Annotated in this window: 18 protein-coding genes; 14 read left to right on the forward strand and 4 right to left on the reverse strand. The window is 66.5% G+C overall.

What is annotated here, in order from left to right:
- The first annotated feature begins 1 nt into the window (after window position 1).
- From fabZ to QE394_RS14585, 5 genes are all read left to right on the forward strand, one after another.
- A complete protein-coding gene (gene fabZ, locus QE394_RS14565; protein ID WP_349034914.1) occupies window positions 2-457 on the forward strand; it encodes a 3-hydroxyacyl-ACP dehydratase FabZ in 456 nt (151 codons plus the stop codon).
- Entirely contained in the window at window positions 454-2631 is a 2178-nt protein-coding gene (locus QE394_RS14570; protein ID WP_349034915.1) for a hypothetical protein, read from the forward strand. Before fabZ ends, QE394_RS14570 begins: the two co-directional genes overlap by 4 nt.
- Complete coding sequence (locus QE394_RS14575) at window positions 2631-3872, forward strand: DUF6365 family protein (protein ID WP_056075863.1); 1242 nt, start codon at window positions 2631-2633, stop codon at window positions 3870-3872. The genes QE394_RS14570 and QE394_RS14575 overlap by 1 nt, the downstream gene beginning before the upstream one ends.
- Before the next feature lie 101 nt (window positions 3873-3973).
- On the forward strand, window positions 3974-4972 hold the full coding sequence (locus tag QE394_RS14580; protein ID WP_349034916.1) for an aminomethyl transferase family protein: 999 nt from the start codon (window positions 3974-3976) through the stop codon (window positions 4970-4972).
- Window positions 4973-4975: 3 nt separating this feature from the next.
- A complete protein-coding gene (locus tag QE394_RS14585; RefSeq protein WP_349034917.1) occupies window positions 4976-7339 on the forward strand; it encodes a beta-ketoacyl-[acyl-carrier-protein] synthase family protein in 2364 nt (787 codons plus the stop codon).
- A gap of 635 nt (window positions 7340-7974) precedes the next feature.
- Here the strand turns inward: QE394_RS14585 and QE394_RS14590 are convergent.
- A complete protein-coding gene (locus tag QE394_RS14590) occupies window positions 7975-8610 on the reverse strand; it encodes a MerR family transcriptional regulator (RefSeq protein ID WP_349034918.1) in 636 nt (211 codons plus the stop codon).
- Between the two features lie 381 nt (window positions 8611-8991).
- Here QE394_RS14590 and QE394_RS14595 point away from each other — a divergent pair, with 381 nt between their 5' ends.
- From QE394_RS14595 to QE394_RS14605, 3 genes are all read left to right on the forward strand, one after another.
- Window positions 8992-11811, forward strand: a complete 2820-nt coding sequence (locus QE394_RS14595; protein WP_349034919.1) for a S8 family peptidase — start codon at window positions 8992-8994, stop codon at window positions 11809-11811.
- 64 nt (window positions 11812-11875) lie between these two features.
- Window positions 11876-13111 carry an acyltransferase gene (locus QE394_RS14600; RefSeq protein WP_349034920.1) on the forward strand — a complete coding sequence of 412 codons (1236 nt, stop codon included), beginning with the start codon at window positions 11876-11878 and terminating at the stop codon, window positions 13109-13111.
- A 127-nt stretch (window positions 13112-13238) separates the two neighbouring features.
- Entirely contained in the window at window positions 13239-13784 is a 546-nt protein-coding gene (locus tag QE394_RS14605; RefSeq protein WP_349034921.1) for a YceI family protein, read from the forward strand.
- Window positions 13785-13863: 79 nt separating this feature from the next.
- Here QE394_RS14605 and QE394_RS14610 read toward each other — a convergent pair whose 3' ends face one another.
- Window positions 13864-14544 carry a HAMP domain-containing sensor histidine kinase gene (locus tag QE394_RS14610; protein ID WP_349034922.1) on the reverse strand — a complete coding sequence of 227 codons (681 nt, stop codon included), beginning with the start codon at window positions 14542-14544 and terminating at the stop codon, window positions 13864-13866.
- 10 nt (window positions 14545-14554) lie between these two features.
- Between QE394_RS14610 and QE394_RS14615 the strand changes: the two genes are divergently transcribed.
- Together QE394_RS14615 and QE394_RS14620 are read left to right on the forward strand one after the other, a co-directional pair.
- The gene (locus tag QE394_RS14615; RefSeq protein ID WP_349034923.1) at window positions 14555-15256 is read left to right on the forward strand and encodes a hypothetical protein; all 702 of its coding nucleotides are present in this window, start codon (window positions 14555-14557) and stop codon (window positions 15254-15256) included.
- Window positions 15257-15720: 464 nt separating this feature from the next.
- Window positions 15721-15858, forward strand: a complete 138-nt coding sequence (locus tag QE394_RS14620; RefSeq protein ID WP_156368304.1) for a hypothetical protein — start codon at window positions 15721-15723, stop codon at window positions 15856-15858.
- A 344-nt stretch (window positions 15859-16202) separates the two neighbouring features.
- On the opposite strand, the gene QE394_RS14625 is transcribed toward QE394_RS14620, so the two are convergent.
- Window positions 16203-16964 carry an ANTAR domain-containing protein gene (locus QE394_RS14625; RefSeq protein ID WP_349034924.1) on the reverse strand — a complete coding sequence of 254 codons (762 nt, stop codon included), beginning with the start codon at window positions 16962-16964 and terminating at the stop codon, window positions 16203-16205.
- 202 nt (window positions 16965-17166) lie between these two features.
- Between QE394_RS14625 and QE394_RS14630 the strand changes: the two genes are divergently transcribed.
- Window positions 17167-18435, forward strand: coding sequence for a glycosyl hydrolase (locus QE394_RS14630; RefSeq protein ID WP_349034925.1), 1269 nt, complete (start codon window positions 17167-17169; stop codon window positions 18433-18435).
- A gap of 22 nt (window positions 18436-18457) precedes the next feature.
- On the opposite strand, the gene QE394_RS14635 is transcribed toward QE394_RS14630, so the two are convergent.
- Complete coding sequence (locus tag QE394_RS14635) at window positions 18458-19204, reverse strand: NAD(P)H-binding protein (RefSeq protein WP_349034926.1); 747 nt, start codon at window positions 19202-19204, stop codon at window positions 18458-18460.
- Between the two features lie 183 nt (window positions 19205-19387).
- Here QE394_RS14635 and QE394_RS14640 point away from each other — a divergent pair, with 183 nt between their 5' ends.
- The 3 genes from QE394_RS14640 (at window position 19388) to QE394_RS14650 (ending at window position 22237) form a co-directional block, all read left to right on the forward strand.
- Window positions 19388-19591: a helix-turn-helix transcriptional regulator gene (locus tag QE394_RS14640; RefSeq protein ID WP_261619929.1), complete on the forward strand. Its 204-nt coding sequence runs from the start codon at window positions 19388-19390 to the stop codon at window positions 19589-19591.
- The gene (locus QE394_RS14645; RefSeq protein ID WP_349034927.1) at window positions 19584-20774 is read left to right on the forward strand and encodes a HipA domain-containing protein; all 1191 of its coding nucleotides are present in this window, start codon (window positions 19584-19586) and stop codon (window positions 20772-20774) included. Before QE394_RS14640 ends, QE394_RS14645 begins: the two co-directional genes overlap by 8 nt.
- Before the next feature lie 92 nt (window positions 20775-20866).
- Entirely contained in the window at window positions 20867-22237 is a 1371-nt protein-coding gene (locus QE394_RS14650; protein ID WP_349034928.1) for an MFS transporter, read from the forward strand.
- The last annotated feature ends 3 nt before the right edge of the window (window positions 22238-22240 follow it).

A 22240-nucleotide genomic window follows, 5' to 3' on the forward strand; every position in this document is an offset into this window, starting at 1 on the left:
GTTGGAACGGGCCCTTTCCGCTACGGAGCTGCTTCAGCGCCTGCCGCACCGGCACCCGTTCGTCCTGCTGGACGGCCTGCACTCAATTGATCCCGGCGTCAGCGGCGTGGGGATCAAGAACATCAGCATCAGTGACCCCGTTTTTGCCGGGCACTTTCCGGGCAGGCCGATCTATCCCGGCGTCATGATGATTGAGGCCGCTGCCCAGGCGTGCGGCGTCATCGGCACGTTCACGGACGACGTTGACGGTGACCAGGCGTCCATCGGCTACCTGGCCACCGTGAAGCGCTTCGCGTTCAAGGAATTGGTGATTCCCGGCGACCAGTTGCAGATCCAATGCCGTCGGCACGTTTCCGTGGGATCGCTCATCGAGTTCAAATGCACGCTGACAGTAGGCAGGAAAACTGTGGCGGAGGGAAGCCTGGCAATCAGCGTGGGGCACGGAGACAAGCAATGACCCTGATCCGGGAATACCAACCCGCCGATGCTGCCGCGCTCGCCGCGCACTTTGTGCGGAGCCGGTACGGCCCGCACCACGGGGCTTCGTTGCTCGGGGCCAACACCATGGCCGCCGTGCTGTCCGAACGGGCACCTGAGCTGTTCATGGTGGCCATGGATGGTGACGATATTGTTGGCTGCATCGGGTTCATGCGCGGCTCCGGTAGGCGCGTCACCCGGGACGGTGAACTTTTCGCGGGCCTGTTCGTCCTCGACCCCCGGCACCGCAACTCCATGCTCGCCGGCAACATGTTCGTGAAGTCCTTCGAAAAACTGGTTGCCGGCGGAACCCGCGCCATGCGGATCGAAGCGAACCCCACGAACAAAAAAGCCTTTCCCCTGTATCTGCGGGTGGGCTTCCGCGCGCTTCCGGGTGCCAAGGCTGACGAAGACGGATACATCGAGTTGGTCAGCCACCTGCCGGGCGTCATTGGCGACCTTCTCCGCAGCAACATCGGCGACGAACTGAGCGATGTGCTGCCGCGTTTCAGCTGGCGCAATGCCGCCGGTGGCCGGGACACAGCCCCCACGTCAGGCGTCACCGTAGACCCGGACGGATCTGCCGTGGTCAGCTACGACCTTAGCGCCGGTGACTTCAGCCTGCGTGCCAGCATTGCCATGGACTCCGGAGCCACCCTGGGGTACGACGTCGTCTCCGGATCCATTACGGAACTCCCGCTCCACGCCGGCATGGACCGGCACGGGGAAGCAGAGCCCAGAGCAGTTTGGGAGCTGGCCCCCGGCGTCGTTGCCCAGGCGGACACCTTCGGCACCGTATCCATCCTCGGCCCGGGCTTCCCGGGGCCCGTCTTGGTTGACCACTGGCCGGTGGTCCGGGGGAGTACCGCCTCCGGCTGGCGGCGTCCCCGGCTTTCCCCTGTGGCGTTCGAGGCCCGTGAGGACGGCTGGCGGATGAGCGCCGACGGCATTGACGGAACTGTGACGCGGGACGTCCGGTTCGGCGACGGCCGGATGAGCATTTCATCGGTTCTTTCCACGGACGACGGCGGCAAAGAGTTGGTTGTCAGCCCATGGGTTTCGATGCGGGCCGCCGAAAAGTATCTGGTGGCGGCCGATGGAACAACGGTGGGAGGGCCCGTGGTCCGGGGCATCTGGCCGCGGGACTTCACCGACTTCGAAGCCTGCGCCGACGAGGTCCAGCCGGAGCTGCCCGCCCGGACAACGCTGTGGCGCAACCAGTCGCTGGTCCTTGAAGCCTCCTGGCCCAAAAACGTGACGGCTCGGCATGAAGGTAACCACCTACCGCAGCTCCGCGGGCCGGCAAACAGCACGGTGGCGTACATGGTGGCGGTGAACACAGCCGGCAGTACGCCCGCCCCCCGGATATTGTCGACGCCGGCCGGCATCACGGTGGAGAAGGTCCGCCGGGTCCAGCGGACGGCGAAACGGGCAGCCACGCAAACCCGAACGGTCACCTGGCAAGCGTCAAAACGTTCCGGGCGGGACATCGTCGAACACCTCGGCGCCGTGATGGAGTTGCGCTACTCGGAAACGGCCGGCGGAGTGGTGGGCTGGTCCCACGACGGCAACCAGATTCTCTCAAGCCCCTACCCGGGCGTCCGGAGCTGGGGCTCACTCACGGACTGGGCCGCGGGCCTGTGGGCATCCCGCTGTGCACCCCGGGACAACCCCGAACAGGGCGTCGAATGGGTTGGAAGCGCCTTCGCCATCCCGCTGGCCGGTACTGTTCCGCGCTCCGGGCAAGACTCGTGGACGCTCGAGGCCGTGGATGGCCCGGTGCCGGCCATCGAAGTCGCCGCCGCGCTGGCGCCGGGGCAGGAGAACGGCGACATGGCTTTCTATCTCACGCCGGCCAGTCTCCCGGGAGCGTCCGTCCTGTTCGGCCACCCACAGGGTGAAAAGTGGGTAGTGGAGGCCACCGGCCACGCCTGGACTGTGGGTACCTCCACGATCGCCGTCGAGCTGCAAGGCGGAGGCTACCTGGTGGTCCGGCCCGTGCACGGACTGCACCAGGAACTGTTCGTCCGCTCGGAACGCAAGGGCCTGCACCTCTCGCTGCTCTCCAGGCCCGGCGAAGACGGCGCCGAAAGCCGGTGGAGGATCAGCGTCCTGCCACACAGGTCCGCCGCCCTCGCGGAAATGGACCGCTGATGGTGCGTCGTCCCCTGGTCTTCTTCTGTCCCGGAAAGTTCAGTTTCGGGGAACTGCAGAATGCCATTACCGTTGCCAGGCAGCTCTCCCCGGAAGATGCCGTCGAATTCCTTGTCGCGGAGCAGTACCTCGATATTGTCCGCCGGTCCGGCATCGATGCCCGCGCCGTTCCCCAGGGCCCGGGAAACCGGGAAGCCACCATGTCCCTTCTGCGGCAGTTGCGGCCCCTGGCCGTGGTGGTGGCCGACCACCACCTCCTCGCCCTGGAACGGGGCAACGTATCCGCGCAGCAGCTCCTGGACCTCGGCTGCCCCGTTATCGCCATGGATTCACTGTGTATGGGCCCGGCAGCCTCCACATTGACGATGGCCGTTGCCCGGCAGGCGGGCACCGCACCCATCCACCGCTGGTTTCCTCCCGAGACGACAATCCCGGCGCTTCCCGACGACGTCGCCCTCATGCGGGCTGTACCTGTGGCCGGCCTGGGCCGCCCCGCGGACTCCTTCAACCTCTACGGCGAAGAGCTCAGGCCTGCACGGACCAAAGCGGAGGTCTTCAGCTCCCTGGGGATAAGCAGCAAGCGGTCCCTGGTGGTTGCAGCCCAGTCAGGCTGGGCCACCTCGGCGTACGGCCTGCTGGGACGGGTATCCCGGAACGCAGGCACGGATACCTACCGCAGCCTCAAGGACCGGTGGGCGGCCGAGATGTTCAGCCGCACCGGGCGGCACGTCACCGTCCTGGAACTTTCATCGAGCGCCCGGAAGGCCACCGTCCACGGCAACGTGGAGTTCCTGTCCTGCCCGTACCTGCCCATGGATGACTTCGCCGACATTCTGGCTGCCGCTGACCTCTACGTCACGGACAACGTGACATCCGGTGCCATGGCCAAGGCCGCAACCCTCGGCACCCCGGTCCTGGCACTGGTAAACCAGCACAACGAACGCTCCGGAGACCCGTTCTCCGCCGGATGGCTGGCCGACATGGAGGCAAGCTTCCCGGGGTTCGGGGTCAGATTTCTGGTCAACCCCTTCGGCTGGGCCGAAGAGCTCGCTCCGCTCCTGTACAGGAACGGCTACATGGCCGCGCTGCCAAAGGCCGAAATCTACAACCTGGAAGCCTGCGTGGCAGCTGTCCAGGAACTCCTTGGTCGGCGTGACGGGCCCGCTACCCAGGCGCTCAGCCGCCAGGTGGCAGGCCTGCCGACGGCCGCCGCGCTCATCCGCGAACGCGTTAGCGCCTGATCTTCCCACGCCGTCCTCCCTTCGCTCGCTGTCCTTCCGTATACCCGTCGCAACAGCGGACCCGCAAGCCTTGCGGACTCCGCACCCACAAAGGAGAAACCATGCTCACCACCGAGGAAAGCTACGCAGCAATCCGCAACACCGCCGCCGTCTACAACCGGGGCGGCGAAGTCCTCCGGCTCACGGGAACCCATCGTGTTGAACTCCTGTCCTGGCTGCTCGCCAAGCAGACTGAATTCGCTGAACCCGGCACCGTCGTCGAATCCCTGATCCTTGGCGAGGCCGGGAACGTGGAGGGGTCAGCACTGGTGGTGCTGGATGACGAAGCCGCCGTGGTCATCGCGGACTCGCAGGCACCGCTGCTGCCGGTGGCCCTGGCCGCCATCGAAAGCCTTGGCCTGGAGGGCACCTTCGCCGAGGACGCAGAAGACCTGGCTGCCGTCCTCGCCGTTGAAGGCCCGCTGTCCTGGCAGGTCGCAGAGGACGTCACTGACGAGCCCATCTCCGAAATCCTCCTCAACGAATGGCGCCGTGGCACGCTCAACGGAACCGCCTGCATGCTCGTCCGCATCGGCACCACCGCCGAATACGGCTACCTGGTCATCACGTCCGCCGCCGGGTCTTCCGCGTTCGACCGGCTGGTGGGACGCGCCCAGGACATTGGTGGCGGCCGCATCGACAAGAAGGTCCTCCACCGCGCCCAGGCCGAAGTGAACCACCCGGTACTGCCCTCCCAGGCCCAGGGCCTGAACATTTTCGAAGCAGGCATCCAGTGGATGGCCACGCCAAACCGCGACGACGAATACCGGGGCAAAGCCGGCGTCCAGCTTGAAGCGCCGGGCCGGAAAGTTGTGGCAGCGGTGAGCGACAACGCAGACTTCCCGGAAGCCGGGACCGCCGTCACTGACGAGGGAGTCACGGTGGGCCAGGTCCAGACCGCCACGGCGCGGGCGGGCCTCGACTCCGGGTTCGGGCTCCTGCTCCTCGACGTCCCGTACTGCGTTCCCGGGCTGACGCTCGTTGCCGGGGGCCGGACCCTGTCCACAGTGGCCCGTCCCGCCGTTGACCCGCAGTCCTGGACCCAGCAGATCGGCGGATAAGACATGACAATCGTAGTTACCGGCATCGGGATGATGACCGCGGTGGGCGACACGGCGGACGAATGCTGGCAAAACATTGCTGACGGAAAGTCCGGACTCTCCACGGTCAGCGTGGTACCCCACCCCGGGCTGATCAGCACCCGGGCGGGTGAGGTGCGCTCCAAGCACGTGGATGCCGACGACGACGATGACCGCAGCATCATCCTCAGCCGCATCGCCCTCGAAGAAGCGCTGACAACAGCGGGTTTGGCCGTCGATAGTCCCTACCAAAACCATCGGGTGGGGCTGGCCATCGGCACATCGCTCGGCGGTGCGCGGAGGGGAGAGGAATTTCATCGCCAGTGGCTCGCCCGGGGCCTGCGGCAGGCAGACGCCGGGCTCCTGCGCCAGTACCCGCTGCACGCCACGGCCGACTACCTGGCCGCGCGTTTCAAGCTCTTCGGGCCACGGACGGTGCACTCAAATGCGTGTGCAGCAGGGTCGGTGGCCATCGCCAACGGCATGGAGTACCTCCGGACCGGGGCAGCGGACATGGTGGTGGCCGGCGGCGTGGACCCATTGGCCTATTTGTCGTTCGGCGGGTTCTCCTGCCTGGGTGCCCTATCACCGAAAGACTGCGCCCCGTACAGCAAAAGCGAAGGCCTCACCCTCGGGGAAGGTGCCGGATTCCTGATCCTGGAAAGGGCCGAATCCGCCCATGCCCGCAAAGCTCCCGTCCTGGCTGTCCTGTCCGGATACGGCCTGTCGGCGGACGCCCACCACCCCACCGCGCCCGATCCGCGCGGCCGTGGTGCCCTCTCTGCAATGATGTCTGCCCTGGAGATGGCCGACGCCACGGCAGAGCAGATCGATTACATCAACGGCCACGGCACGGGCACTCCTGCCAACGACGGTGGCGAGAAGAAGATTCTGCTCCACCTTGGCGAGAACAACATCCCCATGAGTTCCACCAAGTCCATGATCGGCCACACGCTGGGCGCCGCCGGAGCAGTTGAAGCCGTTACCACCGTCATGGCATTGCGTGAACAGGTCCTTCCGCCCACGGTGGTCCCGGACGATTTCGAAGAAACGCTCGATTTCGATGCCGTGCCGGGCTCCGGGCGCCCGGCAGCCATCTCCCTGGCCCTGTCCAACTCGTTTGCGTTCGGCGGCAACAACTCGACGCTGGTTTTCCGCAGCAAGGCCAACGCCGGCGAACGGGCAGCGCCCGCGGCACGGCAGGTGGGTATCACCGCTGTGGCATCCATGGTGGGTCCTGCCGGAAACTCCGAGGCCGTAGCCGAAGCACTGTTCTCCGGGACCCCGCTTTACGGCAACAGTTCGGTAACCATCGACGAATACGGCCCCTTCCCCATCGGGGAAGTACCGGAATCCGTGCAGAAATCAGGCATCAACCCCACTGCACTCCGACGCCTCGATGCCCTCAGCAAACGCTCGGCATCGGTGGTGGGGCAATTGCTCAAGGAAAGGCCGCTCAGCCGTACCGAGCTCCAAACAACCGGGCTCATCTTTGCCACTGCTTCGGGACCGATGTCTACGGTGGAGGCTTTCCAACGCGGCCTCATTACCGAGGGGGCAGGCAACACCAGGCTGTTCCCCAACACCGTGATGAACGCCTCCGCCGGCCATGTCGCCCTGCTTCACGGACTGAGGGGACCTACAGCGACGTTTTGTGCCGGAAGCACCAGCGCTGTCAGCGCCCTGCACTTCGGCCACCAGCTGATTGCCTCCGGCTCCTGCGATCGTGTGATTGTCCTGTCGGCGGATGAAGCGTCCACTGCCCTGTTGGCTGGCTACGCGCGCATTGACGGCTACCTCAGCAAGGACACACTCCGGCCCTTTGGCAACAGCGGCCGCCTCTACAGCGGTGCAGCCGCCGCGATGCTGCTGGAATCCACGGACCACGTCCAGGCGGTGCCTCCGGCCCGGATACTGGGGTTTGGTTTCGCTGGAGACGACAGCGGCTGCGGCAACATCAAACAGGACCCCACAGCGTGGAGGCTGGCAATGTACCAAGCCATCCGGTCAGCCGGGCTGGAACCCTGCGACATCGATGTGGTCATTGCTGCTGCGCCGGGCAGGGACCAGATCGACCAGCTTGAGCGCCGGGCCATCAACAGCCTCCACCTGACGCAGGCCGTGGTCAGCGCTCCAAAGGCGGTCCTGGGTGACACCCAGTCCTCAGCGGCGCTCCTTGGCGTGCAACAGGCACTGTGGATGAAGGCACGCGCACAGGTTCCCGGGACAACTCATTTCGTATCCGGAGCAGACGGAGCAGCCGCCCTTGACGGCGCGCAACCATTCCGGGTTTTGGTGAATTCGATGGAGATCGGTGGCAGCTATCAGTCCGTGGTGGTCCAAGCCTAGGAAACACTCGTGGACATAGTGAAGCTTTCTGGGCTCGGCCGTCCGCCTGCCATGGATAGGCGGGGCGGATTGGAGGCGTGGCGGACCCGCGCCGGAGAAGAAGCGGGTCCGCCACGAATGGGCGAGGGGCGCAGGATGATCCGCCTGCTGCAGAAGAGCGGACAGTGCTGCTTGTCGCCCGCTCTGGATACGGAAGGGGAAACCGGTCAGAACTTCTGCAGCTCGTGCCTGGCGTGGTGGAGCGCCAGCCACACCCCGGGCTGCCTGGCGGTGGCGCGGTGCTCGCTGCCTGTGGGCATAGACGTGCAACGGCATGTCCACCGTCCAGCTGCGCTGCGCTGGCTGGCAAGGACCACCGAGGCGACCTTTCAGCCCTCCATTGGACACTGGGCCGTGGCCGAAGCCTATTGGAAGGCCAGCGGCAACGCCCGCCGGAGGCCGGCACCAGGTGAATTCGGGCTGCCCCGCGTCCCGGGGACCGGATGGGGCAAACACGCGTTCGACGGCACCACGGAATGTGATTACTGGCTTCAGGAAGTTGACGGAATATCCCTTGCGCTGGTCCTGGGCCCTGCGCCTGCTATTGAAGGACGGAGGAGGAGTCCGATTCACTGAACAGAAGCGTTAGTTTTAGTTCAACGGCCCTGACAGATCGACCCCGCTCTGTTCGCGACGAGTCTTTCCGCGGCCTCCCGACGGCTAAGAAACCAAAGTGCGGAAATCAACCGGTCATGAATTGCCGTGCCGATGACGACATGCTCCGCGGCATCGGTAGGATCCGCCGGAAGGTCGGTAAGTGTCGCCGCTGCCAGTTTGACCAGCAGCTCCCACGCGAGTGTGAGTGTGGCCGGGTCCACTGGTGTGCCCGCCTTTACAGCAGTATCCAAAGCCTGGGTCAGGGCGCAAATGTTCGGATCATCCATGCCGTGCCGGTTGCCGAGCTCAGATACTAATTCTGGTGGCGCGGACTCCTGTGGATTCTGGGGGCCGACGCGATCTGCTGACAGCGCCGCAACTCCCAGGCGAATTGATGCCGCCTCGTCGATGGTAGCCGTATTCACCGCCTCCAGCACTTTTCGGGTGCCCGCCACGGACAGCCCTTGGACGTCGATAAGTATTTTGACCAGTTCCAGCCGCCGCAAATGACTCGCGTCGTAAGCAGACGTACGTGGCGAGAGAGGCTGCCCACGGTGAAGCAGGCCTTCACGCAAGTAGAACTTGATTGATGGCACGGGTACTCGCGACTGGCGCGATAGTTCCGAAAGCTGCACTGGTGACCTCCTAGACGCGACCGTACCATCACATAAAGTCGCCAAGCCTGTCGTGGGAGGCAACCTCGTGCCAGGTGCTCCTTGCTGCGAGCGGCACACGGTTCTAACCGTTCAGTATCGGGGGACGTGGAAACGATGCCTTCGCTCGGGACTTTGTCGTTGTTCTAGGCTCTGTCCCCGAGTCCCACTCAAGAAGATGGAGTGAGCTGGGGCGGAAGTTGGACGGACGCCCCTGCGGGCGAACAGGGCATGTACTCTCGTAATGTCCTCCGAATAGTCAACTCGATGGCTATAATCAGGGCGGGGGTCAGCTGGTGATTCCCGGCTGTCCGCGCCAGGCCCCTTGTTCGTGGCCCGCGCCCGTCTCAAGGATGCCCGCCCATGTTCAACCCCCGGCCCTTCGCTGCCGCTGCCCTCACGCTGGTCACCGTACTTGCCGGTGCTGCCCTGACGGCCCTTCCCGCCCAGGCCACCGAGCCACCCCAGCCCGCCCAGCAGCCCGCGGCTGCCGAGCTTCCCCTGCGGGACCCGAGTTCCCGGGCCGCTTCAACCCAGGCCCCCACTGACCAGTTCATTGTGGGCCTCAAGAGCCGCGGAAACATTGCTTCCGAAGCAGCGGTGACGTCCCAGGCCGCACGGTCAGCCGCAGGCCGCGTGGGCACCGCCGCCCAGTACGTGCGGGCCACCGCTACCGGTGCGCAGGTGGTGAAAACCGGCAAGTCACTTCAGGGTGCCGACGCTGACACGTTCCTTGCGGCACTCCGCTCCAGCCCCGACGTGGCCTACGCCGAGCCGGACACCATCGTCCGGGCCACCGCGGCCAACCCCAATGATCCAGGGTTTGACTTGCAGTGGGGCCTTTGGGACGAGCGTGCCGGCATCCGGGCGCTGGGTGCCTGGGACAACAACCGTGGCGAGGGTGCCGTAGTTGCCGTCGTGGACAGCGGTATCACGTATCACCCAGACTTGGCCCCCAACGTCCTTGCCGGCTACGACATGCTGTCCAACCCGGAGTGGGCGCGCGACGGCGACGGACGCGATGCCAATCCGCAGGACCAGGGCGATTGGGCCGGCGACGGCCAGTGCGAGGCCGGCTCCCCGGCCTCGCGCTCCTCCTGGCATGGAACCCACGTGGCCGGAATTGTTGCGGCCGTCGGCAACAACAACGACGGCATCACCGGCGCCGCGCCGGCTGCCAAGATCCTGCCCATCCGCGCCATCGGCTCCTGCGGCGGCTACATCTCGGACGTGGCGGACTCCATCGTCTGGGCCGCCGGCGGGAGCGTCGCCAGCGTACCTGCCAACCCGAACCGCGCCAACGTGGTGAACCTCAGCCTCGGTGGAGTCTCCGCCTGCTCCGTTACCGAGCAGAACGCCATCAATTTCGCCCATAATGCCGGCACCGCAGTGGTGGTGGCCGCGGGTAACACCGGCCGCCCGGCAGCTGAGATAAGCCCGGCCAACTGCCAGAACGTCATCACCGTGGCCGCCGCCGGAGCAGATGGAAGCCGCGCCCCGTACTCCAACTACGGCGCCGCCGTCGACGTCACTGCCCCAGGCGGCGACATGGACGCCGACTATCGGTACGGAATTCTTTCCACCTCCAACTACGGCTCGACCGTACCCGAGGACGAAGCTTACGAATTCCTGCAGGGCACCTCCATGGCCGCCCCGCATGTATCCGCCATCGCGGCCATGCTTATGTCCGAAGTGGGAAGCACCTACACCCCGGACATGGTGAAGGCCCGCATCAAGGCCACGGCCCGGCCGCTGCCGGTAGCCTGCCCCCAAGGCTGCGGTGCCGGCCTGGCAGACGCCGCCAAGGCCCTCGCCCTCACGGCCGCGGACCTTCCGGCACATACGGTCATCCCCGCAGCCGTGACGTTCTCCGACAAGGACGGCACTGCTGCAGACACCCTCACGGTGCCAGAATCGCAGGGCGTGGAGTACGTCCGTTACGACGGGACCGTCCTCCCCGCAGGCCCCCACGCAGGGTCAGGCACTGTCAGCGTATTCGCACGGTCGCTCCCGGGCTACACGTTGATGGCCGGTGCCACAGCCCAGTGGACTTACAAATACACCTCCACCACGGCGCCAGTGGCGGGTTCGCTGATCACCGTCACACCGTTCCGCGCCCTGGACACCCGGACCAGTTCCATCGTGGCGCGAGACTCCACGGTTTCCTTCCAGGTGGCGGGCCGCGGCGGCATTCCGGCCAAGGTGTCCGCGGTGGTCTTCAACCTAACAGTGGCCGAAGCCCGGTCCTTCGGGTTTGTCACTGCGTATGCTTCGGGGACCACGCGTCCGGATGCCTCCAACGTGAACTTCGACAAGGGCCAGATTGTAGCCAACTCCGTCACCGTTCCCGTAGGCGCGGACGGGAAGGTGACGCTCTTCAACAGGTCCGCCGGGGCCACGCACCTCATTGCCGACATCTCCGGCTACTACCGCGATGGGATCCCGACGGCGGCGGGCGCCTTCAAGTCAATTGACCCCAAGCGGTTCCTGGACACCCGCAGCACCACCGCCGTCGCACCCGATACCGCCCGGGCCTTCCAGGTGGCCGGCGCCAACGGATTGCCGCCCACCGTTTCCGCTGTCGTACTGAACCTGACGGTGGCGGAAGCGAAGTCCAACGGCTTCATCACCGCCTATCCATCAGGGGTCAACCGTCCGGACGCCTCCAACATCAACTTCGCCGCCGGGCAGATCATCCCCAACTCCGTGACCGTTCCGGTGGGACCGGACGGGAAGGTGATGCTCTACAACCGCTCCAACGGGGCAACCCACCTGATAGCGGACGTCGCCGGCTACTACCTGTCCGGAACCCCAACGGCGGGTGGCACCTTCCAGCCGCTGGCCGCCCCGACGCGCTTCCTGGACACCCGCTCGGGTTACCCGCTCTTGCCGGACACGGCAACGTCTTTCCAGGCTGCCCGGGAACACGGCGTTCCCGAGGGTGCCCCCGCGATAGTGCTGAACCTCACCGTGGCCCAAGCGGCGTCGAACGGTTTTGCCACCGCCTACCCGATGGCGGCAGCCCGCCCGGACATCTCAAGCGTCAACTTCGACAAGGGCCAGATCGTTGCAAACTCGGTAACCACGCCGATCGGCGAATTCGGCAGAGTCGCCCTGTTCAACCGCTCAGCCGGGTCCACGCACCTGATCGCAGACGTCTCCGGTTACTTCCTTCCGGGGTGATCCATGGAGGCTTTTCCCAGCCTCCATTTAGCCTAGTTACCGAAACGTTATATATGCTTGCTTGGTGGTTCTTAGGTCAAGCAGTGGAAACTTGTCGGTTGCGGAGGGCGCGTCCGCGCATAAAACAGCGCACAACCCAGGGCACCAAACAAGCATCATCTCAGGGCGGAAGCACTCCCTGGACGGCCTCCGTACAGTGGCCGTTGTGGGGGTGTTCTTCTTCCATACCCTCACCGCCCAGATGCCGGGCGGCTTCATTGGCGTGGACGTTTTCTTCACCCTCAGCGGCTTCGTCATCACGCTGCTGATCATGAAGGAGCGGCTCGCGACGGGCCGCGTCCGCATGGGGATCTTCTACGCCAAACGCCTGGCCCGGCTGTGGCCTGCGCTGCTGGCACTGTGCGCGGTGATCGCCGTCGTCGGCTTCGTCTTCCCCGCTTCCGGCTGGGGTGGCCAGGCAGGATTCATCCTTCCCGCCGCCGCCTACGTCATGAACTTCGCGCACGTGGGAGCGTTCGGCGACTCGATAGCGGGTGAGACGCTCGGCCCCACCTGGACGCTCGCCGTCGAGGAACAGTTCTACCTGGTGTGGCCGGTGCTCCTGCTGGTCAGGCTCCGGTACTGCAAGCTGCGGACCGCCGCGTGGGCCACGGCCGGACTCGCCGCCGCGTTCATGCTGGAACGCTTCGCCCTGGTGACGTCCGGCGCGCCGCTGAACCGGCTCTACAACGGGCCGGACACCCGGGCCGACGAACTGCTGATCGGCTGCGCCCTCGCGCTGCTGTTCACCGCCGTCCGCAACGGCTCCCGGGTGCACGCCGCCCTGGTCTCCGCCGCGCGCTGGGGTGCCCCGGCCGCGGGGACCGTGCTGGTGGCAGCGCTGTTCCTGCTCAAGGAACCGGACACGCCCGGCACCTGGTTCACCGTGTTCTGGACCGCGGGGCCCACCACGCTCTCGCTGCTGGCAGCGGTGCTGATCGGCTCACTGGTCCTGCAGCCGGCCGGCTTCCTGGGCCGGGTCCTCAGCCACCCCTGGCTCGCCTGGCCCGGCCGCGAACTCTCCTACGGCATGTACCTCTGGCACATTCCCGTCTACCTGCTGCTGCTTCCCCTCGTGCCGTCGCTGTCCGTCCGCGTCGGGTTCGCCGCCGTCCTCACCGTGGTGCTGGCGTTCGCCTCCTCGCGGCTAGTGGAGGCACCCATCCGCCGCTGGGCAAACCAAAGGCTTGAGCCCGCCGTCGTACGCCCTGCGCCCAAGCCTGCTGCCGGGAAGGCACGTGAACTGGTGACCGCCCGGTAGCCGGCAGATGAACTATGGCCCATCGGCCCTGCCCAGGCGGCGCTGCGGGGAATAGGCTGGCCACGACGGCACACGCCGGCGGCGGGCTGCCCGTGCCCGCAGACCTTCGAACAAGAGGAGATTGGCCATGACTCTTCCCCAGGAACTGACCCCCGGGACGTGGACCCTGGACATGTCCCACAGCGAGATCGGGTTCAGTGTCCGGCACGCAGGCATCAGCAAAGTCCGCGGCCGTTTCACCCAGGCCGAGGCCGAAGCCCGGGTTGGTGACTCCCTGCAGGACTCCAGCCTGCGCGCAACAGTGGCCACCGCCAGCTTTGACTCGGGCGACGCCAACCGCGACGGCCACGTCAAGGGCGAGGACTTCTTCGACGTCGAAAAGTACCCGGAGATGACCTTCCGCGGCACGTCCATCACGGGCGACGGCGAGGATTACACCCTCAGCGGTGACCTCACCATCAAGGGCGTCACCCAGCCCGTGGAACTGGAGGTTGAATTCACCGGCGTGGCCGTGGACCCGTTCGGTGCCACGCGGGCCGGGTTCTCCGCCGAAACCGAGATCAGCCGCAAGGCCTTCGGCCTGACGTGGAACGCCGCGCTGGAAGCCGGGGGAGTGCTGGTCAGCGACAAGGTGAAGATCAACCTGGAGGCTGCCCTCGTTAAGCAGGGCTGACGCTGCAGCGCTGTTTCGGCTACAGGCCGGGTGCCGGGTTTTATTCCGGGTGCCCGGCCTCTCCCGTGCCTGGCCTTTGCTACCTCGTGCCGGCGGGGGATCCTTCCACCGCATGCGACTCGGGCAGAGTCAGTTTTGCCGTGGTCCCCTGGCCGTGGCGGCTGGCCAGCGTGACGCTGCCGCGGTGGTTCTCGATGATGGACCGGGTGATGGCGAGGCCCAGGCCCGCGCCCGGAATCGCTGACGAATGGGCGCTGGCCGTCCGGAAGAAGCGCGTGAACGCGTTCGCCAGGTCCTCGTCCGTCATGCCAACGCCGGTATCTGCCACCTCGCACACCAGGTAGCCGTCCTCCCTGCGCACGCGCACTGTCACCGTGCCGCCCTTGGGTGTGTATTTGATGGCATTCGAGACCAGGTTGTCGATGGCCTGGCCCAGCCGGTCCGGGTCGAAGCGGCCCGCTGCGGGCCCCTCGGTTTCCAGGCTGAGCGTGACTCCGCCGGAGGTGGCCCGCGGCTGTGCGGCGTCCACACTCTGCGCGGCAACCTCCGCCAGATCCGCCGGCCGTGGCCGGACGGTGAGCGTGCCGGACGCGATGGTCAGCAGGTCCGCCACCAGGTTCAACAGGCGCTCGGCGTTGCGCTTGGCCACTTCCAGGCAGTGCTCCAGTTCCGGGTCCAGCCCCTCCTCGTCCATGGCGATGGACAGGTAGCCCAGGATCGAAGTCAGCGGCGTGCGCAGTTCGTGGGAGACGCTTGCCACGAACTGGTCCTTGGCCGAAAGGGCCTCCACCCAGGGCGGTGACGTCCGTGAGGGCCAGGACAGCGCCCGCCTGCCGGCCGTCGGAGCCCGGGATGAGGCGGCACGTGGCAGAGTAGGCACGCTGGCTGTTGCCCGTGCCGATCCATACGAGCTCGTCGGTGAAGGACTGCCCCTGCGCTGCGCGTGCCCGGGGGTGCTGTTCAGGCGGAAGGGGTTCCTTCCGGTCAATCCCGAAAATGGGCCGGTGCGCCTCCGCGGGGGCGGGCTCGTGCTGGACGGCCCCGCCGGACAGGCTGCCGTGGTGGCGGTTGGTGAGGATGGTCCGCCCCTCCCGGTCAAGCGCCCAGACGTCCACACTGACGGTGTCCATCACGGTGCCCAGCAGCTGTTCCCGGTCCTCACTGGCCGCGAGGAGTTCCCTGACCTCCGCCTCCCGTTCTTCCAGCCGGTGCCGTTGCAGGCGCAGGGCGTTGGCCACACCAAACGTGGTGAAGGCGATGGCGCCCAGGATGACCGGCAGCAGCACCGCCCGGATAAACGAAGCGCTGGTGAAGCCCGAACCGAGAATCATGGGCGGGAGGGCCACACTGAGGATGGCCGCGATTACCGCCAGAGTCACGCCGCCCCGGCGCGGGCCATGGGACAGCCAGACCACCGGGAAGACGAGCAGGAAGCTCAGCACGGACAAGTACTGGTCGCCGGCTTCCCGTGACAACCCGACGGCCAGGCAGTCCAGCACGGGGATGGCGAGGACCGCCCGCTCCGGCAGCCGGTCCCAGGGGATGGCGGCGCACGCGGCCAGCAGGACGGCGTGGAAAGCCAGGGAGGAAACGAATGCCGCGGACCACTTCAGGTCCGGGTGCAGGACCGATGCCAGGAGGATGACCAGCAGCATGGTGCCGGTCAGCGGCAACTGGAACAGGACCGTGCGGCCACTCCTCCCGAGCGTGCGGAAGTAGCGGGCTCCCCAGTCGAATAGCATCGTGCCCCCAGCCATGCCCCGGTTACGTCAACGTTGTTGAAGCATACTGTCTGATTCGCGCTCCCGGCTGGATGTTTCAGCTGCGGGCACCCGGCATGACGGCGGCAGGCAGGTGCTAAATCGAGTAGTGGAATCGACCAAGACAAGTACGCACTTCTCGTGTGTGGGGGATTGCCGCACCGTACATTCGGTGCATGGCTGAAATAATTGTTAGGAAGCGTGGGCGCCGCCGGATGCCCGGTGCCGCCAAGGGAACCGCCCAGGGATTCGTGTTCCTCGGCATAGCCCTTCTGGTGGCTGTGGGGATCGCCATGTTCGCGGTTGCGGGTTAGGCGGTCCGCCATGCGTGTGAGGCTGCCGTCATCCGACGGCCAGGACCTGGATTGCCCGCACCAGTTTGTGGGCCGTTGCGAGGCATGCAGTGCGTCAGCGGGCAGCCAGGCCTTCTGGTCTGCACCAATCTTGACCCAACCCGCGGGCGATCCTTCGGGGAACCTTGACTGTTGACGCGTACGTTGGGCTCATCAGGCAGTTCGGAAAGGGAGTGGACGCGATGAGCATCACCGAATACGTTGCAGCACTTGGCGGCATGCTGGCCTCACTCGGCGCCGTGGGGCTTTTGGCCGCCGGAGTCATCCGGGCCAAAGCCCGGCACTAAATGTGAAGTTCCGTCCCCCTACGCCAGCGCGGGCGGCTCGAACCGGGTGGCCGGCGACCCGTTGGGCAGCGCCTTGAGGACGTTCTCCGCAACGCTGCGCACCTTGAGGTTCCGCTGCCGCGAGACGCCGGCCAGCTTGCCGAACGCGTCCGTGTAGGAACAGCGGTTCTGCGCCATGATCACGCCGCACGCAACATCAATGGAGGTCCGGCTCTCCAACACCGCCTTGAGGTTGTCACCGGCGGACCGCACACTGCGCACCTCGAGGGCCAGCTTCATGCTTTGCGACGCGACGGCGGCAAACCAGGTGGCCTCGCCCGCCAGCTCCGGCGTGAATTCGAACCCTGCGGGACCAAGGAACACCAGTGCGCAGGACGACCGGGGATCCAGGGCGAGCGGAACGGCAAGGGCCGTTCCATAACCGGCGCCCACCAGCCTGCGGCGGTACGGTTCCCACCGTTGCGATGAGTTGTCCCCGGTGACCTGGACCGGCGCGGCGGAGGCGGCGGCCTGCGCCATGGGCCCGTCGCTGTACCTGTCTTCGGACGACGCCACGTTGTAGGCAAGGGTGGCGCTGCCGGCTGTGGCAGGCAGGTTTCCTGCCCGCGTCAGGGTTGCGGCGGCGTCCACCGGCACCCCTGCCGATCCTGCGAGTGCCACAGCGGCGCTGTCCGCCAGCCGCTGGACGGACTCCAGGTCAGTGTCCGCGCCGCTGATCAGGTCCAGCAGGAACCCCGGCCGGTCCATGCGCCTGCTGCCAACTGCCGGTTGTACTGTCACCTGTTCCCCCAATACGCTCCGTGCCGCGCGGTGATGTGCGGCTTCCCTCGAATGTAGGCGGCGCCGGTAAAGGGAACACGAGTAGTGGGTACTCTACTTTCGCCGCGTTGCCGTCCCGCACCACCTGTTTGACGGGCAGGTTGCCGGGCCACCCCCTAGGATGGGGGTAAAACCGCAGGTCAGAAAGGCGGCCCACCCCTTCATGTCCGGTGAAGAAACCCCATCCAAGGACCCCGCCCGGCGCCGGTTCACGCCCTCATCGCTCAAGGACTTCGCCCTGCCCGTGGTGATAGCAGTGGCAGCGGCCGGCATCGGCATTGCCAGCATCGCCAACGGGCTCGCCTCCCGTGACCAGGCGGACCGGGACAACGCTGCCCAGGCCACCCCCTCCCTGCCGCGCTGCGAGGTGCCGGACCGCAAGAGCCAGGTGCCGGCGTCGGGCGCGCTCTTTGGCGTGAACCTGGACCTGAACGCCAAGCCCCTGTCCCGGTACGCCGCCGACCTCGGCCACAAACCCGCCGTCAGTGTGTCCTTCGCGGGGTTCCCGTACACGGCCGAGGAGAAGGCGCACCTGGACCAGGCGGTCAGCCAGATCCGCGCCGACGGCCAGACCATGCTGCTCACCCTTGAACCCATGCAGGGCCTGGGCGCCGTCACAGACGAGGCCGTCGCCGCGCTCGCGGCAGACCTGGCATCGTTCAACGACGACGGCGTTCCCGTGATGGTCCGGTTCGCCCATGAAATGAACGGCTCCTGGTACCCGTGGTCCCAGCAGCCCGCCGCGTACGTGGACGCGTTCACCCGGATGGCAAAGGCCATCCATGCGACGGCGCCGGGCTCCTCGATGATGTGGGCGCCCAACTACGGCGGCGGCTACCCGTTCGCCGGCGGCCAGTACGAGGCCAAGCGGGACACCGCGGACTTCGCCGCCCTGGACACTGACGGCGACGGCACCGTCACCATGGCCGACGATTCCTACGCGCCGTATTACCCGGGCGACGACGCGGTGGACTGGGTGGGCATGTCCCTTTACCACTGGGGCGCAAAGTACCCGTGGGGCGAGAACGAACTGCCCGAGGCCAACAAGTTCACGGACCAGCTCACCGGCAACTACGTGGGCGCCAACGGTGACGACAGCCTGCTGACGGATTTCTACCACGTCTATGGGCAGGAGCACGGCAAACCCGTGGCCATCCCCGAATCCGCGGCGCTGTTTGCTCCCGGCGCCGGCGGTGCGGCCGAGCTGGACATCAAGAGTGCCTGGTGGGAGCAGCTGTTCAGCCCGGACCTGGCCACCGAATTCCCTCAGCTGAAGATGATCAACTGGTTCGAATGGGACAAGAACGAGGTGGAGGTCAAGGGCCGCGTGGACTGGACTGTCACCAATACGCCGGCCATCCGGGAGGCCTTCACCGCCGCCCTGCCGGACTGGTTCCGTTACGGGCCCGCCCAGTCCTGCCAGCCGGGCTGACCGCGCCTGGGCAGGTGCGCTGTCAGCGGGGCAGCCCGTCCAGCCACTCCTGGAACGTCTGGCGTCCGACGGCGGCGCCCGCCACCGGGATCAGCGCACCACTGCGCATCGCCTTGCCCATGGGGCCGGGAAAAGGAGCCTCCACCACCTTTTTGCGCTGGCCGGTCTTTTGCAGGTAGGTCCGCACCAGGCCGGCGAGCTGCTCCGTGCGCGGGCCGCCGAGGTCCGGGAGCCGCCCGCGCGGGCCGGCCTCAGCCGCGTCCACCAGGGCCTCGGCCACCTCCCGGGCTGCCACCGGGGCGGTGAACATCTTCGGGACCACGACAACCGGCCCTGCCGAGGCAACCTGCACCACCAGCGGCACGAACTCGTGGAACTGGGTGGAACGAAGGATGGTCCATGGCACGTCCCCATGCCGGACGGTGTCCTCCTGCACCAGCTTCCCGGCGTAGAGGCCGGAGCGTGCGTTGTCGATCCCCGCGATCGACAACACCACGTGGTGCTTCACTCCGGCTTTCTCTTCCGCGGCCAGCAGGTTCTGCGAGGCGTTCGTGAAGTAGTCCACGGCCTTTTTGGTGGCCGTGCTGTTGATGCCGGCAACGTCGATTACCGTGTCGATGCCGGCCAGGGCTTCATCCAGGCCGCGGCCGGTTGCCAAATCCACTCCGCCGGCGCGGCTCAGGCTCACCACCCCGTGCCCGCGCTGCTTGGCGACGTCCACCACATGGCGTCCCACGGTCCCGGTCCCACCGGCAACGGCAATCCTCATGGCAGCATCCTATGTCTGATCTGTGGTGGAGAATCGGAAGGATATTGCCGATGGCACCTTGGGCCAGGTGCGTCCGCGGCGGCGAAGGCAGAAATCTGCAATATCTTGCGGAATCCATGCTATTGAGTCAGAATTTGTCTGGCAGGATTATTGATCTGCAATATATTTCCGAAGGGGTCCAGCGTGGAGGATGTGGCAGCCATAGGTGCCGGCATCCGGCGGGCCCGAAAAGAAGCGGGAATCACGCAGGGCACGCTGGCCGACCTGATCGGAACCTCACCCCGCACCATTCACGCCATCGAAACGGGGTCGGGCAATCCGTCCCTGACCACCGTCGTCGCAGCGGCCAACGCGGTGGGGCTGCACCTCAGGACCGCCGATGACTGAGGACCTGGCGCGCCTCAAATTCGTTGCCCAAGCGGACGTCTACAAAGCCGGGGTACTTGCGGGACAGCTGAACCGCGGCGGCAACGGCGGGATCGTCTTCACCTACACCCCCGCGTACCTGGCCGCGGGCGGGGCTGCCGTATCCCACTCACTGCCGCTGACGGACGCACCCGTTGAAGCGCCGAGCGGCGCTGTTCCCGCATTCTTCGCCGGCCTGCTGCCCGAAGGCCACCGCCTGACCGTGCTCAAGGACGCCATCAAAACCAGCCTTGGGGACGAACTCAGCCTGCTCCTGGCGGTTGGTTCCGACACCCCGGGCGACGTCCAGGTGGTCGCCGCCGGCCAGGACCCGGTGGAACCTCCGGCACTGGCGGAAGCGTCGCATCCGGAGGCACTTGACTTTGCCGCGCTCGCGGACGCCGTCGATCCGCACGGTCTCCCAGGGGTCCAGGCCAAGGCCAGCGCATCGATGCTGACCACCCCTCTTTCCCTCGCGGGCCGCCGCTACCTGCTCAAGCTGGACCCGCCCCGCCACCGGCACCTCGTGGCCAACGAGGCCGCACACCTTGCCGCGGCCAAGGCCCTGCGGATCCCCGTGGCAAAGGGCACCGTTGTCACGGACCGGAACGGATTACAGGGCCTGCTGGTGGAGCGTTTCGACCGGACCGGAAAGGATGGCCTGGCCCGCCTGGCACTCGAGGATGCTGCCCAGGTCCTCAACCTGCCGCCGTCGTCCAAGTATGCCGTCAGTGCCGAAGACGCCATCCTGGCGCTGACCGGCGTGTGCAAGGCCAGGGCTGTTGCCGTCCGGAACCTGTACCTGCAATGCGTCTTCGCCTGGCTGACCGGCAACGGCGACCTGCATGCCAAAAACATGTCGGTCCTCCAAGGGGAAACCGGAGCGTGGGCTGTGTCGCCCGTCTACGACGTTCCCTGCACCCTGGTGTACGGCGACGACACGCTGGCCCTGCCCATCGGCGGCCGGGTCAAGAACCTCAAAGCCCGGCACTGGGAGCAGTTCGCAGCCGACATCGGACTCCCTGTACGCGCTGCGAAGTCCGCGAACCAGATGGCCCTCGGGGCGGCTGAAGGAATCAACCTGGAGGCTCTGCCGTTCTCCGGATCGCCATTGAACGGCGCCCTGCGTGAGCTGCGCTTCCGCCGCGGCGAACTGGCGGCCTGACCGGGCGCCGGTGCCTGGAGCAATGGAGCCCCGCAAAGGCAGGGGAGGGGCAGCCATGTCCGCGGCAGCGGGTTCTCAGTAGACTGGGACCCATGTCCGGGCAGGAAGCTGCAGCCGACACGTCCCTACGAACCCCTGCGGAGCGTTCGCGCACCTTCGCGGGCATCCTGATCAACACGGCACTGGCCAACATCACCACCAGTTACCTCTGGTTTGCCCTCACGTTCTGGGTCTATCTGGAAACCCGCAACGTGATCGCCACGGGCGTGGTGGGTGGCGCCTACATGCTGCTGATCGCCCTCTCCAGCATCAGCTTCGGCACCTTCGTGGACCGCTACCGGAAGCTGGCCATCATGCGGTTCGCCGCCGCGTTCACCCTGGTGATGTTCGTGCTGTCCGGCGTGATGTTCCTGCTGACGCCCGGCGCCGGCCTGCTGGACCTCGGGCAGCCCTGGTTCTGGGTCTTCACGCTGATCATCCTGGTGGGCGCGGTGGTGGAGAACATGCGCAACGTGGCCCTGTCCACCACCGTCACCATCCTCATCGAGCCGGACCGGCGCGCCAACGCCAACGGGATGGTGGGGATGGTCCAGGGACTTGCCTTCATCGTGACGTCGGTACTGTCCGGGCTGTCCGTGGGACTCCTGGGCATGGGCTGGACCATCGCTATCGCCGTGGTCCTTACCGCCCTGGCTTTCCTGCACCTGCTGACCCTGCGCCTGCCCGAGGAACGCCAGGTGGCAGCCAGCGACGCCCAGGGCGGCTTCGACCTCCGCGGCTCCATCGCCGCCGTGCTGGCCGTTGCCGGGTTGTTCGCACTGATCATCTTCTCCACGTTCAACAACTTCATCGGCGGCGTCTACATGGCCCTGATGGACCCGTACGGGCTCGAGATGTTCCCCGTGGAGCTGTGGGGCGTGTTCTTCGCCGTGGGCTCCACCGGATTCATTGTGGGTGGTGCCCTGATCGGCAAGTTCGGCCTCGGCGCCAATCCGCTGCGGACCCTGCTGATCGCCGTCGCCATCATGGGTGCGCTCGGGGCCCTGTTCACTATCCGGGAATGGGCCTGGCTGTACGTGGTGGGAATCTGGCTGTACCTGGCACTGGTGCCTTGCGTCGAGGCCGCCGAGCAGACCGTGATCCAACGGGTTGTTCCGCTCAACAAGCAGGGCCGGGTGTTCGGGTTCGCCATGGCCTTCGAATCCGCGGCGGCCCCCATCACAGCCTTCCTGATCGCACCGATCGCCCAGTTCTGGATCATCCCGTACGCACGGTCCGGTGAAGGGGCGGCACAGCTGGCGCCGCTTCTGGGCGAAGGGACGTCCCGGGGCATCGCCCTGGTGTTCCTGGTGGCCGGAATCGTCATGATCGTGGCCGCGCTGCTGGCCTTCCTCACTCCCGTATACCGGCGGGTGTCGGCGTCCTACGCCCAGGCCCCGGCCGAGGAGACGGCCGGGGCCTGAGGT

Source organism: Pseudarthrobacter sp. SORGH_AS 212, assembly GCF_030818145.1.
Lineage (GTDB): Bacteria > Actinomycetota > Actinomycetes > Actinomycetales > Micrococcaceae > Arthrobacter.